The sequence below is a fragment of the Billgrantia sulfidoxydans genome (genome assembly GCF_017868775.1).
GTDB lineage: Bacteria > Pseudomonadota > Gammaproteobacteria > Pseudomonadales > Halomonadaceae > Halomonas > Halomonas sulfidoxydans.
In genome coordinates, this window is the sequence record NZ_CP053381.1 from 1,694,307 (window position 1) to 1,709,219 (window position 14,913).

Annotated in this window: 14 protein-coding genes; 6 read left to right on the plus strand and 8 right to left on the minus strand. The window is 68.5% G+C overall.

The features are described 5' to 3' along the window. Positions 1 to 134 precede the first annotated feature (134 nt). The 3 genes from HNO51_RS07910 to HNO51_RS07920 all read right to left on the minus strand — a co-directional run bounded on the left by HNO51_RS07910 (position 135) and on the right by HNO51_RS07920 (position 3,839). Positions 135 to 809, minus strand: coding sequence for a hypothetical protein (locus HNO51_RS07910; protein ID WP_197450521.1), 675 nt, complete (start codon positions 807 to 809; stop codon positions 135 to 137). A 133-nt stretch (positions 810 to 942) separates the two neighbouring features. Continuing rightward, positions 943 to 1,845, minus strand: a complete 903-nt coding sequence (locus HNO51_RS07915; RefSeq protein WP_209538885.1) for a ketopantoate reductase family protein — start codon at positions 1,843 to 1,845, stop codon at positions 943 to 945. Between the two features lie 65 nt (positions 1,846 to 1,910). Next, positions 1,911 to 3,839, minus strand: coding sequence for a DNA topoisomerase III (locus HNO51_RS07920; RefSeq protein ID WP_209538886.1), 1,929 nt, complete (start codon positions 3,837 to 3,839; stop codon positions 1,911 to 1,913). Between the two features lie 129 nt (positions 3,840 to 3,968). On the opposite strand from HNO51_RS07920, the gene HNO51_RS07925 reads away from it, so the two are divergent. Both HNO51_RS07925 and HNO51_RS07930 read left to right on the plus strand, forming a co-directional pair. Next, positions 3,969 to 5,213 (plus strand): ABC1 kinase family protein, encoded by a 1,245-nt coding sequence (locus tag HNO51_RS07925; protein ID WP_209538887.1) that lies wholly within the window; start codon positions 3,969 to 3,971, stop codon positions 5,211 to 5,213. 83 nt (positions 5,214 to 5,296) lie between these two features. Next, the gene (locus HNO51_RS07930) at positions 5,297 to 7,114 is read left to right on the plus strand and encodes an SEC-C domain-containing protein (protein WP_197450525.1); all 1,818 of its coding nucleotides are present in this window, start codon (positions 5,297 to 5,299) and stop codon (positions 7,112 to 7,114) included. Between the two features lie 9 nt (positions 7,115 to 7,123). Here HNO51_RS07930 and HNO51_RS07935 read toward each other — a convergent pair whose 3' ends face one another. Continuing rightward, positions 7,124 to 8,491, minus strand: a complete 1,368-nt coding sequence (locus HNO51_RS07935; RefSeq protein WP_209538888.1) for an AmpG family muropeptide MFS transporter — start codon at positions 8,489 to 8,491, stop codon at positions 7,124 to 7,126. Between the two features lie 178 nt (positions 8,492 to 8,669). On the opposite strand from HNO51_RS07935, the gene rfaH reads away from it, so the two are divergent. The 3 genes from rfaH (at position 8,670) to ccoM (ending at position 10,033) form a co-directional block, all read left to right on the plus strand. Beyond that, a complete protein-coding gene (gene rfaH, locus HNO51_RS07940) occupies positions 8,670 to 9,212 on the plus strand; it encodes a transcription/translation regulatory transformer protein RfaH (RefSeq protein ID WP_197450527.1) in 543 nt (180 codons plus the stop codon). Between the two features lie 41 nt (positions 9,213 to 9,253). Then, positions 9,254 to 9,760: an FKBP-type peptidyl-prolyl cis-trans isomerase gene (locus HNO51_RS07945; RefSeq protein ID WP_197450528.1), complete on the plus strand. Its 507-nt coding sequence runs from the start codon at positions 9,254 to 9,256 to the stop codon at positions 9,758 to 9,760. Between the two features lie 156 nt (positions 9,761 to 9,916). Continuing rightward, positions 9,917 to 10,033, plus strand: coding sequence for a cytochrome c oxidase subunit CcoM (gene ccoM, locus HNO51_RS21135; RefSeq protein ID WP_276571223.1), 117 nt, complete (start codon positions 9,917 to 9,919; stop codon positions 10,031 to 10,033). Between the two features lie 94 nt (positions 10,034 to 10,127). Here the strand turns inward: ccoM and HNO51_RS21245 are convergent, their stop codons facing one another. From HNO51_RS21245 to HNO51_RS07960, 3 genes are all read right to left on the minus strand, one after another. Continuing rightward, entirely contained in the window at positions 10,128 to 10,859 is a 732-nt protein-coding gene (locus tag HNO51_RS21245) for a lytic transglycosylase domain-containing protein (RefSeq protein WP_422674257.1), read from the minus strand. Further along, a complete protein-coding gene (locus HNO51_RS07955; RefSeq protein ID WP_209538889.1) occupies positions 10,795 to 12,516 on the minus strand; it encodes a proline--tRNA ligase in 1,722 nt (573 codons plus the stop codon). The genes HNO51_RS21245 and HNO51_RS07955 overlap by 65 nt, the downstream gene beginning before the upstream one ends. A gap of 306 nt (positions 12,517 to 12,822) precedes the next feature. Then, the gene (locus tag HNO51_RS07960; RefSeq protein ID WP_197450530.1) at positions 12,823 to 13,416 is read right to left on the minus strand and encodes a GNAT family N-acetyltransferase; all 594 of its coding nucleotides are present in this window, start codon (positions 13,414 to 13,416) and stop codon (positions 12,823 to 12,825) included. Positions 13,417 to 13,550: 134 nt separating this feature from the next. Here HNO51_RS07960 and HNO51_RS07965 point away from each other — a divergent pair, with 134 nt between their 5' ends. Continuing rightward, the gene (locus tag HNO51_RS07965) at positions 13,551 to 13,988 is read left to right on the plus strand and encodes a hypothetical protein (RefSeq protein ID WP_197450531.1); all 438 of its coding nucleotides are present in this window, start codon (positions 13,551 to 13,553) and stop codon (positions 13,986 to 13,988) included. A 6-nt stretch (positions 13,989 to 13,994) separates the two neighbouring features. Here the strand turns inward: HNO51_RS07965 and HNO51_RS07970 are convergent, their stop codons facing one another. Beyond that, positions 13,995 to 14,912, minus strand: a complete 918-nt coding sequence (locus HNO51_RS07970; protein ID WP_197450532.1) for an N-acetylmuramoyl-L-alanine amidase — start codon at positions 14,910 to 14,912, stop codon at positions 13,995 to 13,997. Position 14,913: the final 1 nt, after the last annotated feature.

The following is a 14,913-nucleotide window of genomic DNA, read 5'->3' on the forward strand; positions in this document are numbered from 1 at the left end:
GATGGTGGCCACGGCAGTGCGCGACCAGCCAGTTCACTATAGGCCATGATGCGTAAGAACACCCGGCTATGACAATAGGGGTAGGGCCAACCTAAACGATCTATGGTTCGGCACGCCGAAGCAGGGCCGGCCACCTAGAAAGCGTAGTGGAGCGAGGCCGTGATCAGGTTCAGGTGGGCCATGCTGGGCGCGTCGATCTCCTCGAACTCCAGCCGGCTCACCAGCCGGTTGTGCTGAAGTCGGGCGCCGAAGCCCTGGATGCGGGCGGTGCCGTTCGCCGCTGCGTAAAGCGGCTCGCCCTGGGTCACCGGGTCGCCCTCCCACTCGGCGAAACCCGACTTGGCGTAGAGCCCGAACCGGCCCATGCGTACCCCTGCGACCAGGCTGCCGCCCAGGGTGGTCGTGTTGACCAGCATGGCCTGGTCGGCGTAGCGGGTCGGGACCTCATCGCTTTCGCGATAGGTGAACTCGGCACCGAGGTCGAGGTGTGGCAGGTCTGCGGGCGAGAACCCCGCCGTCACGCGAAAGCCCGAAGTGTGGCCATCGAGCGTCTCGAGGTCGCCCCCCTCCAGCACGACCCCGTTGTCGAGGTACATCAGGTCGCTGGTTCTGCTGGCGTAGGAGGGTCGATTCAGCGGTGAGAAGGTCAGGGATGCCAGCAGGTCGCGAGAGGCCTCGGCGTAGGCGGCTTGCTCGCTGTACGGGGGGGCGCGCTCACCCTGAGGCAAGCCTGCATCTGCCATGGCCACGAGGGGCAACAGCGTGAGGCCGGCGGCCACGGTGATGGCACCTCTGAAACACGTGCTCATGTTTCTGACCCATTTCCCTGTGCGATACGCGTCGCTTTCCGGAACCGGCGAAGCGAAACACGCGCCTAGCTTGGGCGTACGAAGCTAATTACAAGAGCTTAGCAGCACGATAGCGCGATCGCCAGACGACTTCTCAACGCTGGCTCGGGGCGACGAGCAGGGAGTCGTCGAGTTCGCTCAGGCAGGGGGCGGCGATATCGTGACGACGGGCGGCGGCCAGCAGGGGCCCGAGAATGGCCTCGCGCTCCGTGGGCCTTCCGGCCAGCACGTCCTGCAACATGGAGGCGCGGTTGCCGGCGGTTGCCGCCACCACCCGCCACACCAGCGCGTCCCAGCCTCCTGCGGGGGGCGAAATGCCCTCTGCCGCCATGATCCTGGCCACTTCGTCGATGACCCGCTCCACCATGGGGCGGAAGGGGCGATCGCGCAGCTGGCCGTTGCGGATACGAAAGCGCGCCACCAGCGGGTTGATGGCCGCGTTCACCGCCAGCTTGTGCCACAGTCGCGTTTCGATGTCCTCCACAGCATCGGCGGCCAGCCCCGCCTGGCCGAGCAGGGTAGCCAGCTCAAGGCAGCGCCGGGAGTGGCGATTGGCGAGGTCGCCGACATAGGTCACGCCACGGCCGGCATGCACCACGCCGTCGTCACCGGCCAGCCAGGCCCCCTCGGTGGTGGAGGCGCACAGCACCGGCCCCGGATGGCGGCGGTCGAGGTCGGGCTGTACCCGATAGCCGTTCTGCCACAGCACCAGCGTCGGCGCGCCGGCCAGCCGCGCCATGACAGCAGCGTAGGCGGCTTCGGCATCGTAGGCCTTGGTGGTCAGGTGTACGAAGGCCGGCGTCGCGGATGGCAGTCGCCCGACCTCGAACGTCGCAACGCGGCGGGACCGGCGGCTGCCGTCCGGTGTGGTCAGCGTCTGGATCGCGGGCAGCGTCCGCCGCCCGGCGAGCGCCACCGGTGCGACCTCGGCCAGGGACAGCGCCAGCAGGCGGCCCAGGGCGCCGGGGCCCACGATCAGGTGGGTCTGGTCGTTCATGTGAAGCCTTGTGAGACGAACACCGGCAGCCAGCATACCGCGGCGGGTTGCCAGAGCAAGCGGCATCATGCCTTCGCGCGTGGCTTGCGGCGTGTCCGGGCCGAGGCGCTGCGCCCACGTCGGCTCTTGCCGGCCGCTGTGCGCCGTTTCGCCACGTCGGTGGCTTCGCCCTGTGCCGTGGCCATGGCCTGGCGCAGCCGGCCCGCATCGGCGCTGCCCAGCAGGCTGCGCAGGTCATCGACCAGTGCGGCGAGGAACGGTGCGGGGTCGTCGTCGCGTTCGGCGATGGCCGTCAGGCGCTGCTCCCACAAGGCGGTGCGCTCCGGGCGTGAAGCGGCCTCGGGCAGCGAGGCGATCAGGCCGCTGCCGAGGCGGGTGGCGCGCAGGGTCTTGTGTCGGCGCACCAGGTAGCCGCGCTCGATCAAGGTCTCGATGATCCCGGCACGGGTGGCCTCGGTGCCCAGTCCGTCGTGCTCACGCAGGGTGCGCTTGACCGCGGGGTCGTCCACGTAGCGGGCGATGTTCATCATCGCCTTGATCAGGCTGGCGTCGGTGAACGGCTCGGGCGGTCGGGTCTCGCGCTCCTCGACCTCGCAGGCCTGGACCCGGCAGGGCTCTCCCTCGCGCATGGCCGGCAGCGGCGGCGCCTCCTCGCGGGTGGTGAACAGCGGCTTCCAGCCGGGCTGGAGCAGCTCCTGGCCGCTGGCGCGGAAGCACTCGTCGAGGATGCTGAACTCCGCCTTGACCTCGCGCGCGATCAAGGGTGGGTAGAACTGGGCCAGCACGTTGCGTGCGATCAGGCGGAACACGTCGGCCTCGGCGCGCTCCAGCCGCTCGAGTGCGGCCGGCTTGCCGGTGGGGGCGAGGGCATGGTGAGCGCCCACTTTCTTGTCGTCCCAGGCCTTGGAGCGCAGGGCGAAGTCGGCGCCGGCGAGCCAGCCGCGAAGGGTCTCATCCTGGCCGCAGGCGCTACTCAGGGTCGCGTGCGCCTGGGCCAGGTGCTCCTGGGGCAGGTAGCGACAGTCCGAGCGAGGGTAGGTGATCAGCTTGTGGCGCTCGTAGAGCCGCTGGCAGATGTCCAGCACCGCCTGGGCGGAGAGTCCGAAGCGGCGCGCGGCGTCCACCTGCAGCGCCGAGAGCGAATAGGGCAGCGGGGCCGACTGGCGCTTCTGGCGTGTCTCGAGCGAGGTGAGCCGTCCCTCGGCGCCGCGCAGGCGCGCGGCCAAGGCCTCGGCCGGTGCGCGTTCGAGCAGCCGCCCCTGGTCGTCGAGTCGGTGGCTTTCGCCGGGCTGCCACCAGGCGCGCAGCTGGCCGTTGGCGATCGCCAGGTCGACCCACAATACGTAAAAGGGGTAGGCGACGAAGCCTCGAATCTCGGCGTCACGGCGGACCACCAGCCCGAGCACCGGGGTCTGTACCCGGCCCACCGAGAGCACGCCCTCGTGGCCGGCCTGTCTCCCGGTCAAGGTCCAGGCACGAGTGAGGTTGATGCCGTACAACCAGTCGGCGCGGGCGCGCGACTCGGCGGCCCGGTAGAGCGGCTGGTAGCGGGCGTTGTCTTCCAGTCGCGCCAGGGCGCGCTGCACCGCCGGCCGGTTGAGGTCGCTGACCAGCAGGCGTGCCACCGGCCCCTTCCAGCCAAGGTGTTCGATCACTTCCTGAACCAGCAGTTGCCCTTCGCGATCCGGATCGCCGGCATGCACCACTTCGCGGGCCTGCTTGAGCAGCTTGCGGATGACGGCGAGCTGCCCCCTGGCCTTGGGCCGCGGGGTTAGCTGCCAGCGGCTTGGCAGGATTGGCAGATGGTCCAGTCGCCACTGCTTGAAGGCGGGGTCGTAGGCATCGGGCGGGGCCTGCTCCAGCAGGTGTCCGAGGCACCAGGTCACCACGCTGTCGCCGGCGTGAAGGGCACCGTCCTCGCGGCGTACGCCACCCGGCAGGGCGTCGGCGATGGCCCGGGCCAGGCTGGGTTTTTCGGCGATGATCAGGCGCATGTCACCCTTCCGTGCAGTCGTGTTGGTGGATATTCTTACAGTAATCGACCATCGAGGCCAGGGGGTTAGGGCGCCGCGTGCGGTACCATCCCCGTTGCGAAGGCCACCGTCAGGCAGAGGAGTGCCATCATGCGGGAACGGGGTAGGACACGGCGACTGTTCGGACTCGGGGCGCGTACCGGTGGCACCCTGCTGCGCAGTCGGCTCGGCGGCGAGGCGGACTGGCGCGCGCTGGGCGAGGCCCTGTTCGAGGGGCTTTCCGAACTCAAGGGCCCGGCGATGAAGCTGGCCCAGATCATGGCGCAGTGGGACGACCTGCTGCCGCCGGACCTCGCCGACGAGCTTGGGCGCCTGCAGCGCCAGGCCGAGCCGATGCCGTGGGAAGGCATACAGCGTACCCTGGTCGAGCAGTACGGCGAGCTGGGCGACAACTTCCGCGAGATCGAAACCAGGCCCTTCGCCAGTGCTTCCATGGGACAGGTGCATCGTGCGGTGACCCATGGCGGCGATTCCCTGGTGCTCAAGGTACAGTACCCGGGGCTGGCCGAGGTGCTGGAGGGCGACCTGGCTCAGCTCCAGCGCATCATGCGCCTGGGGCGCTGGTTCAAGGTGCCCCAGGCGCGCCTGGATGCGCTGTTCGAGGAACTGGCTGCCAGCCTGCGCAGCGAGCTCGACTATCACGCCGAGGCTTGCGCCCTGGCGCGCTATCGCCAGCGCTATGCGCATCTGGCGGGCCTGGCGATACCCGAGCCGCTTCCCGAGTTCTCCGGCCCGCGCGTACTGGCCATGCGCCATGTGGCCGGTACGCCGCTGCGCGAGCTGGAAGGAGCGGACGACACCCTGCGTCAGCGCATCGCCGCGACGCTGGCCGACTGGCTCACCGAGGAACTGTTCGTCCACGGCGAACTGCACGCCGACCCGCATGCCGGCAACTTCGCCGTCGACGCGGCAGGCCGGCTGGTGATCTACGACCTGGGCGCGGTGATCCCGGTGCCCGAGGCGCACCTCAAGGCGATGATGCAGCTGCTCGACGCCACCCTGGCCGGCGACCCCATGGCCATGGATGAGGCCCTGCGCCGGCTGGGCGGGCGCCAGGGGCAGGGGGCGCCGCTGGCGCTTTATCGCGATGCCGCCGAGGCGGTGGCGCCGCTGTTCGCGCCCGGGCCCCAGGACTTTTCGGACGTTCGAGTGCATCGCCGCCTGCGCGATCTCACGCCCCGAGTCTGGGCGGCCATGGACCGCCTGCAGCCGCCGGCCGACGTGCTGCTGCTGTCGCGCACGCTGAACGGGCACTACTGGAATCTGGTGCGCCTGGGGGCCCGCCTCGACATGCACGCCCGCACCCGGCCACTGCTGGCCTGGGCGAGGCGTTGAGCCATGTGCGACCGCTCTTGCGTGCAGCACCGAGCCGCGCTTCCCTGTTACTATATTCGCCTTTTGAACTGGCGGAGAGTGTGATGCTGGCAGTATGGGTGGAACAGCTGCTGGGCTATGCGTCGGGGGCCCTGGCAGCCATCCGTGAGGAGGAGCGCTATCCGGCCCTGATGGCCTGGGCGCGTGAGGAGGGTGCCGAGCTGATGGGCGGCGACCTGGCCATGGCCCAGGCGTTGGCACCGATCCTGTGGAGCCAGACCCCGCTCGAACGCGCCGGCTTTACCTGCGAACCCTTGGCGCGCCCCGGCCGCAACGAACCCTGCTGGTGCGACTCCGGGCGCAAGACCAAGCACTGTTGCGGTGCCGTCGCGATGCCCGCCGAAGTACCCGACCACCTGATGTGGATGCTTTCGCTGCGCGACTGGAAGGGGCCCACGCTCAAGGCGGCGCTCGAGAGCGGCCATGCCCCCGCCCAGGCCCTGCTCGAGGCCGGGCTGATCGCCGCCGAGACGGGCCAGCGCGGGCGTGCCCAGCAGATCCTCGAGTCGTTGTTCCAGCGTGCCGACTGGTCGCGCCTGCCGGCCCAGGCCGAGCCGGCCTTCGAGCTGTTGATCGATCTCTACCAGGAGCGCGGCTTCATCCGCAAGCGTGCCGAACTGCTCGACGAGGTGCTCGAGCGCGGCCCGCTGTTCCTGCGCGGCGTGGCCCTGGAGCGGCTGTGCCTGATGCACCTGGACAACGACGACCTCGACAGCGCCCGTTCCGCCTTCGTGCGCGCCCAGCAGGCGCTGCCCGACTCGCCGACCCTGGCCTATATCGAGGCCATGCTGCTGCTGCACGAGGGGCACGAGGAGGAGGCCGCCGAACGCGCGCGCTTCTGGTTCCGGCGCCTGGCGCGCAAGGGCGAACTGGAGCCTGACCAGCTGCAGTTCCTCGCCGACCTGGCGGAAAACCCCGGCGCTACCCTGGCCGACCAGCTGCTCAACGCCGAGGAGGACCTGGCCGAGCCGCTGGCCTCGCTGCAGGAGCTATTGGCGGAATTGCCCACTGCGCGCGGCCTGGACGTGCGCCGCACGGCCGCAGGGGAGCTGGAGTACCACAGCAGCGCGCGGGAGGACACCCTGTACGCCGCCTGGCAGAAGCATTTCCAGGTCGAGGTGGATGACGAGAGCGCGCTGGGCCTCAAGGGCGATCCCTGGATCCAGGCCGGTGACTGGCTGCGCGAACTCTGCGCGCATCCCGAGTGGCTCGACTCGCCGCGAGTGGTGGAGTCGCTCACCCTGGCCCTGACCAGCCGCTTCGGCAGCCTGCCGTGGATGTCGCCGAGCCTGTTCGAGCCGCTCGCCGATCGCCTGGAGCGCTGGCTCGAGCGGATCCGCGGCGAGGGTGAGGGTCCCTTCCTGTGGGACAGTGCCGACAATGCCGTGCTGCTGCGTACCGGCCTGGCCCTCGTGGTCGGCATGGAGCGAGGGGCTCGGGAGCGCTCCCGTCGCCTGGCCGAGCGGCTGCTGACGCTCGACGACCAGGACAGCCTGGGCCTGCAGGAGCTGGTGCTCGACCAGCTGCTGCGTGAGGGGCGCGACCGTGAGGCGCTGGCCGTGACCGAGACCCGCCGCGATGACACCCCGGTTCTGGGGCTGTTGATGGGTCGGGCGCTGGCGCTGTTCCGGCTGGAGCGCCTCGACGAGGCCAACGAGGCGCTGCGCGAGGTGCGCCGCCACAACCCCCATGCGTTGCCCATGCTGTGCGCCGAGCAGACCCGTCCCGTGCCGTCGGGCCCGGACAGCGTCGCCGAGCCCGGCACCCGCGCCGAGGCATGGCAGTACCGGACGCTGATGCGCGACCAGTGGCGCACCACGCCGGGAGCGCTGGCGTGGCTGCAGGAGCAGATCGACGCCTGAGACGCTGCGTCAGGCCGCGCGGGGGGCGGGGGGCGGCACCAGTGCCTTGTCGCGGCTGATCCAGATCGCCAGCGCGATGGCCGGCAGCCCCAGCGCCGTGGAAATGACGAAGAAGGTGGCGTAACCCTCCGCCGCCACGACCATCCCGCCGAAGCCGCTCAGGAACTTGCCCGGCAGTGTCATCAGTGAAGAGAACAGCGCGTACTGGGTCGCGGTGTAGGCGCGCGAGGTCAGGCTCGACAGGAAGGCGATGAACACCGCGCTGGCCAGGCCATTGGCCAGGTTGTCGCCGACGATCGCCATCACCAGCATCGGCAGGCTCTGGCCGGCCAGCGCCAGGCCGGCGAAGAGCAGGTTGGTCAAGGTCGCCGCCGTCGCCCCCAGCACCAGGATCGGGCCGATGCCGTAGCGCGCCACCAGCAGCCCGCCCAGGATGCCGCCGCCGATGCTCATGGCGATGCCGAACACGTTGGTGACGTTGGCGATGGTCTCCAGCGAAAAGCCCATGTCGATGTAGAGCGGATTGGCCATCGAGGCCATCGCCAGGTCGCTGATGCGGAACACCGCCACGAACACCAGCAGCCACAGCGCCTTGAGCCGATGCCGGGAGACGAAATCGGTGAAGGGGCACACCACCGCGCCGATCAGCCAGGCACCCATCCGGCGCAGCAGGCGCGGCTTGCCGCGGCTGAGGCGAATGAAGGCGCGCACTCGGGGTTCGTGAATCAACTGGGTGGTCAGCGACAGCCGCTCGGGTTCGGGGCGCAGCAGCACCGTGATGACCCCCACGCCGACCAGCAGCGCCATGGTCAGGTAGGCGGCCTGCCAGGAGAGCCATGCGGCCACGTAGAGGGCGCCGGCCCCGGCGGCCAGCAGCCCGCCGCGATAGCCGATGATGTAGGTCGAGGCCATGGCCGCCTGCATGTCGTCCGGCGCCGATTCGATGCGAAAGGCATCGATGGCGATGTCCTGGGTGGCCGAGCCGAAGGCCACCAGCAGGGCGAAGCCGGCCACCAGCGCCAGGTTCTGCTGCGGGTCGAGGCTGGCCAGACCCACCAGCCCGCCGGCAATCATCGCCTGGGCCAGCAGCATCCAGCCGCGTCGCTGGCCGAAGGCGCGCGTCAACGCGGGCAGGGCCAGGCGATCCACCACCGGTGCCCAGAAGAACTTGATCGAATAGAGCATGCCGATCCAGGCAAAGAACCCGATGGCGGCTACCTGGACACCGTCGCTGCGCAGCCAGGCCGAAAGGGTCGAGAACACCAGCAGGAACGGCAAGCCGGCCGAGAAGCCCAGGAACAGCATGGTGATCACGGGGGCGCGCAGGTAAATGCTCAGGGCGGCTCCCCAGCTACGCTGAGGGGTGGGGATGGTCATGCGTGGCGACACTCCTCGATGGTAGATGGCCGGTGGGGCGGCCCGCTGCCGGCAACAGTGTTAGAATGGCCCACCGCTCGGCGGAGGCGGGCGGCCCGGCAGGCCCCATTGTTCGGCCGCTCGATTGTTGCAGAGGCCCGGCATCGATGCCAGCAGGATATCCCGGTAGGAGACCTTCATGAGCCACAGCGAACGTCAGCCGATCGAAGACGAGAACGATAGCCTGCCGCGCTGGTATGTCGTTCAGTGCAAGGGAGGGGAGTCCTTCCGTGCCGCGGAGCACCTCGCCAACCAGGACTACGAGCTGTTCCACCCCATTCTGCAGGTCCAGAAGAAGCGTGGCGGCAAGCTGGTATGGCTGGATGAGCCGCTGTTTCCCCATTACCTGTTCATTCGTCTCGACCGCGTCGCCAGCAACTGGCGACCGATCCGCTCGACCCGTGGCGTGCTCAGGATCGTCACCTTCGGCGACCGACCCTTGCCGGTCGCCGAGGAGCTGGTGGCCATGCTGCGTGAGCAGGGCGCCCAGGGCCAGGAGAACGTCGCCAACGTCTATTTTCGCGCCGGCGAGAAGGTCGAGATCACCGAAGGGCCGTTCAAGGATCTGCAGGCGGTCTTTGCCAGTCACAAGGGCGACGAGCGGGCCATCGTGCTGCTCAACCTGCTCAATCGCCAGCAGCAGCTGGAGATGCCCGTGGCGAACCTGCGCCCGCGCTCGTGATCGCCTGGCACCAGCCCCGCCAACGACCAAAGGAGACCGCCATGAACATCGCCCCGCAGCGGGTCGTGACCCTGCACTATGTGCTCCGCGATGAGCGGGGCCATGTACTCGACGACTCGCGGGCCCGTGCCAAGCCCCTCGAGTACCTGCATGGCCACGACAACATCCTGGCCGGCCTCGAGCGCGCCCTGGCGGGCCACGTGGCCGGCGACAGGTTGAGTGTCACGCTGCCTCCCGAAGAGGCCTACGGCGAGCGCAACGACGACCTGGTCCAGCAGGTCGGTCGCGGCGCCTTCCCCCAGGAGGGCCTGGCGCCCGGCATGCGCTTTCAGACCCCCGGGGACGACGGCCCCCAGATCGTCACCGTGCGCGAGGTTGGTGACGATACGGTAGTGATTGACACCAATCACCCCCTGGCCGGGCACACCCTGGGCTATGCGCTGGAAGTGCTCGAGGTGCGCCAAGCGACGCGCGCCGAGCTGGCCAAGGGGCATCCCCTTGCCGCGGGGGTCGAGCCGTCCCAGGTCGAGGATCGCAAGGTTCCCTGACCTCCTGCCCCCCGAATCCCCTCGAAAAACTGACCTGCATCAATTCGCTGCGCGGCGTTCCAGGCGGCCGAGGCGAAATTTGATGCAGGTCAGTTTTCCATGAGCGTCAACCGGCTAGAGTGAACCCATCACATCAGGTGACGGGGAGAAACCACCATGTACTGGGATGATGCAGTCGTTTTCGGGCTGGTAACCGTCGCGATGATGGTCGCTTTCATGGCAGGTTGGATCGGCTTCGTGATTCGCGACCACCGTCGCAAGCGCAAGCACTGAGCCAGCCAGCAGAGCAAGTCGTCAGGGGAGGGGGGATTTTCCCCCCAGTAGCCGGCCCAATTGGGCCGGCATTTTTTTATTCGTCTACGCTGCTTCAGCGCGCGATCCACCAGTGGTCGGTCCAGGCGCGCATCACCCGTTCGGGATACCAGGTCTGCCCCAGGCTGCCGTTATAGCGGGCCAGCGCCCGGGTGAGGTCGCCGCGCTCCACGGCCAGGTAATGGGCGAGAATGGTGCAGCCATAGCGCAGGTTGAGCCAGGGGTCCATCAGGTCGTCGGCCGTGCGACCCAGCTCGCGGATCCAGAACGGCATGATCTGCATCAGCCCCACGGCGCCGGCGGAGGAGACGGCCTCCGGCTGGAAGGCGCTCTCGACCTGGATGACCGCCAGCACGATCTCCGGGGCCAGGCCGGCCAGGCGGGCCTCATGGTAGATCCGGGTGAGCATCTCGCCGCGCAGGGGCTGGTCGCTGACAAAGCGAGCGAGCCTGGGTTCCATCTCGCTCATCCACTGGCGCGCCGCCCACACCTGATCCGGCGAGGGTGGCGTGGTGACCAGCGTATCGAGGGTCTGGCGCAGCGAGGGCGGCACGTCGGGCTCCACCCGCACGCGCTGGCGGGGCGAGGATTGCAGCGCAACGGGCAGGGCGTCGAGGAACCCCGTGGCTTGGATGTCGCCATCACCGCCCGGGGCCTGCGCCGCCGCCGGCAGGGTGACGAGCAGGCCGGCCGCGGCCAGCAGCGCCGCGGCCAGCCCTCGATTACCCCCCGACCCGCTCGCGCAGGAACTCGACGATCGTCTCGGCAGGCACCATGGTCGCTTCACTGTCACGCCGCCCCTTGTACTCCAGCTCGCCGTTATCCAACCCGCGGTCGCCGACCACCAGGCGATGGGGAATGCCGATCAGCTCCTGGTCGGCGAACTTCACGCCGGGGCGCAGGTCGCGGTCATCCAGCAGCACGTCGATGCCGGCGGCGGTCAGCGCCTGGTAGAGCCGCTCGGACTCCTCGCGTACGCGCTGCGACTTGTGCGCGTTCATCGGCACCAGGGCCACCTGGAAGGGGGCGATGGCGTTGGGCCAGATGATCCCGTTGTCGTCGTGGTTCTGCTCGATGGCGGCGGCCACCACGCGGGTGACGCCGATGCCGTAGCAGCCCATCCAGGGGTGGGCCGCCTTGCCGTTGTCGTCGAGCACCGTGGCGTTCATCGCCTCGGAGTACTTCTTGCCCAGTTGGAACACGTGGCCGACCTCGATGCCGCGCTTGATCGAGAGGGTGCCCTTGCCGTCCGGCGAGGGGTCGCCCTCGACCACGTTGCGGATGTCGGCGACCTTGGGCAGCGCCACGTCGCGTTCCCAGTTGATGCCGAAATAGTGCTTGCCGTCGACGTTGGCGCCGGCGCCGAAGTCGCTCATCAGTGCCACGCTGCGGTCGATGATGACCGGCATGTCGAGGTTGACCGGGCCCAGCGAGCCGGGGCCGGCGCCGACTGCCGCGCGGATCTCCTCCTCCGTGGCCATGGTCAGCGGTTCGGCCACCTCGGGCAGGTTCTCGGCCTTGATGGCGTTGAGTTCATGGTCGCCGCGAACCAGCAGGGCGATCAGGCCGCCTTCGGTGGCGCGGACCATCAGCGTCTTGATGGTCTTCTCGATGGGCAGGCCATGCTGTTCCACCAGGGCGGCGATGGTCCTGGCATTGGGTGTGTCGACCAGGCGCAGCGCCTCGCTCGGCGCGGCGCGCTCGGGCGTGGTGCCGAGCGGTGCGGGCAGTGCTTCGGCCTTCTCGATGTTGGCGGCGTAGTCCGATTCGGTGGAGAAGATGATGGCATCCTCGCCGGAGTCGGCCAGCACGTGGAATTCATGGGAATCGGTACCGCCGATGGCGCCGGTGTCGGCCAGCACGGGACGGAAGTCCAGGCCCAGACGGGTGAAGATCCGCACGTAGGCGTCGTACATCGCCTGGTAGGTCTCCTTGAGGGAGGCCTGGTCGATGTGGAAGGAGTAGGCGTCCTTCATGATGAATTCGCGCGAGCGCATCACCCCGAAGCGGGGCCGGATCTCGTCGCGGAACTTGGTCTGGATCTGGTAGAAGTTGGCCGGCAGCTGCTTGTAGCTGGAGAGCTCGCGGCGCATCAGGTCGGTGATCACCTCTTCATGGGTGGGGCCGACGCAGTAGTCGCGCTCGTGGCGGTCCTTCAGGCGCAGCAGCTCGGGTCCGTACTGCTCCCAGCGGCCGGACTCCTGCCACAGCTCGGCAGGCTGCACCGCCGGCATCAGCACTTCCTGGGCGCCGGCGCGATCCATCTCCTCGCGCACGATCCGCTCCACCTTGCGCAGGGTGCGCAGGCCGACCGGTAGCCAAGTGTACAGGCCCGAGGTAAGGCGGCGGATCATGCCGGCACGCAGCATCAGCTGATGGCTGATGACCTCGGCGTCGGCAGGCGTTTCCTTGAGGGTGGCGATCAACAGTTGAGTGGCGCGCATGGGTCCGGCGTTTCCTTCCAGCATGGCTGACATGAGTCGAGGTGCCGCGGCGGGCGGCGTTCGGGGCATTGTACGGCCAACGGGTAACGGCGGCAAAAGCGTTGTCTGCCTCGGGGCTGATCCGTCGACAGGGCTTCAAGGAGGCGCTGTGAACCCATCCCTGGGCGCGACTTTCGCCCTGCTTCGCTCGCGCATCCTGCTCCGCTCGCAGGACCGGGGCTGGCCATCCATGGCCAGCCCGTTCGGAGCAGTGCTCCTCACCCCTGGCAAATGACCGCCCTGTCCCCGGCGCCCCTCGTGTGACTGCTATCCCAATGACTTCAGCCAGAACACCATCGGCTTGTCGCTCTCCTCCGGCTCGCCGATGTCCTTCCAGCGGAAGGTGGTGGCGAGCTCCGGGTGGCGCTCGTAGCCCTGCGAACGCCAGAAGCCGTGCAGCGGCACGTAGCCCTCCGGCTTCAGCGGATGGTCGTCGGGGCGCTCCACGGCGCAGAAGGCGACGGTGGCAAAGCCGCGCTTGGCCGCATGACGCTCGCGCTCGGCGAGGAAGGCCTTGCCGATACCCCGGCCGCGGTAGCTCGGCAGCAGTACCGATTCGCCGTAATAGAAAACGCTGTCGATATCGAAGCCGGCCTGTTCGAACGGCGTGCGGAATTCTTCCACGTCCTCGGCCAGCGGCATGCCCGTGGCGGCCCCCACCAGGGCATCGCCATCCTCGGCCAGCACGAACAGGCTCTCGGAACACTCGGCGTAGCGGCGCAGGTAGTTGGCCTCGTAGTCGAAGCTGCCGTCGTAGAGATAGGGGAAATCGCGGAACACGGTGATGCGCAGATGAGCCAGTTCCTCCAGTCGTGGCTCGATGGCGCTGCCCTGGCAGGTATGCAGTGCGGTGTTGCTCATGTGGGCCTCCGTGAAAGATGCAAACGCTCGTATTAGTTTTCACTGTGGTAATCTCCCGCCATTCTCCATGGCGGCGCCAGGGGCGGCAATCGTCCGGCGTCGGTAACCCGACCTTACTGCGGAGCACTCCTACCATGAGGATCCAGATTCGTCGTGCCCTGGCCGGGCTGGTGCTAGGCGTGTCGATCACCGCCCTGGTGGGCTGCGGTACAGTCTTTCATCCCGAGCGCAAGGGCCAGATGAGCGGTCGCATCGATCCGGTGGTGGCCATCGCCAACGGCGTGGGGCTCTTGTTCTTCATCGTCCCGGGGGTGATCGCCTACGCCGTGGATTTCTCCAACGGCACCATTTATCTCCCAGGCGCGCCAGACAGCGCCGGCGTCGATGCCTTGAAGATGGACGGGAACATGGACGTGCCGTCGCTGGAGCGTCTGCTCTCCGAGAAGACCGGCAAGCCGGTCAGCCTCGACAGCGAGATGGTGCGGGTCGAGGAGGTGGAAAGCCTCGACGAGGCCCTGGCGCTGGTACGCATGGCCGGCATCAACGACCGCGAGCGGCTGGCGACGATGTAGGAGGAGTCATTCGGGCGCCGTTTCCTCGAGCCGCTCCAGTTCGAGGGGACGATACGTTTCCAGCAGCGCCCAGAGAATCGCGGCGGTTTCGGCATCCGGCTGCCCGCGATAGTTGGCAGGGCGGAAGCGCATCTGGAAGGCGCGCAGCACGGCGCGGGTCTCGCGGTCCAGCTCCCCCGTTGCCTCCAGCCGGTAGCCCCAGCTTCTGAGCGCTTGCTGAAGGGTGGCGAGTGGCACGCTCTCGGCTTCGAAACGGGCCTGCCAGCGAGCCACGGCTTCCTCATTCGGCCATACGCCGATGCCGGCCTCATGGAGTTGGCGCCAGGGAAACTGCGGGCCAGGGTCGATCTTGCGTGTCGGCGCGATGTCGGAGTGGGCCACCACGTCGGTGGGGTGGATGTCGTGGCGTTCGATGATGTCGCGGGAGAGGGCGATCAACGCCTCGATCTGTGCCTCGGGGTAGGGTGCCCAGCCGATCTCCACCGACGCCTCCGGGGCCTCTTCCAGCAGCCGTTCCACCTCGGCATAGGGGCGGTCGGGCCCGGTATTGACGATCTCGACGCCGATCGAGGTGTCGTTGAGGTCGGTGCGGCCCTTCCAGGCGCTGGCGCCGGCATGCCAGGCGCGGCGCTCCTCGTCGACGAGTTGATAGACCCGCGGCTGGCCACGGTGTTCTCGTGCCGGCAGCGGCAGCACGTAGTGGGCGCTGACATGGGGGCCGGTGAGTACGGCCAGCGATTCAGCCTCGTCGACGTCGGTGTAGTGGATCACCAGGTGACGCACGCGGCTGGTGTGCGAGGGTGAGACGTGGGTGTGGTCCACCACGTAGCCGTCGCGCCGCTCGAGCGGTTCCGGCGCGGCGCAGCCGGCGAGCCAAGCGCCCGCCATGGCGATGCCCAACAGGGTGGTCCAGCGTTTCGGCATG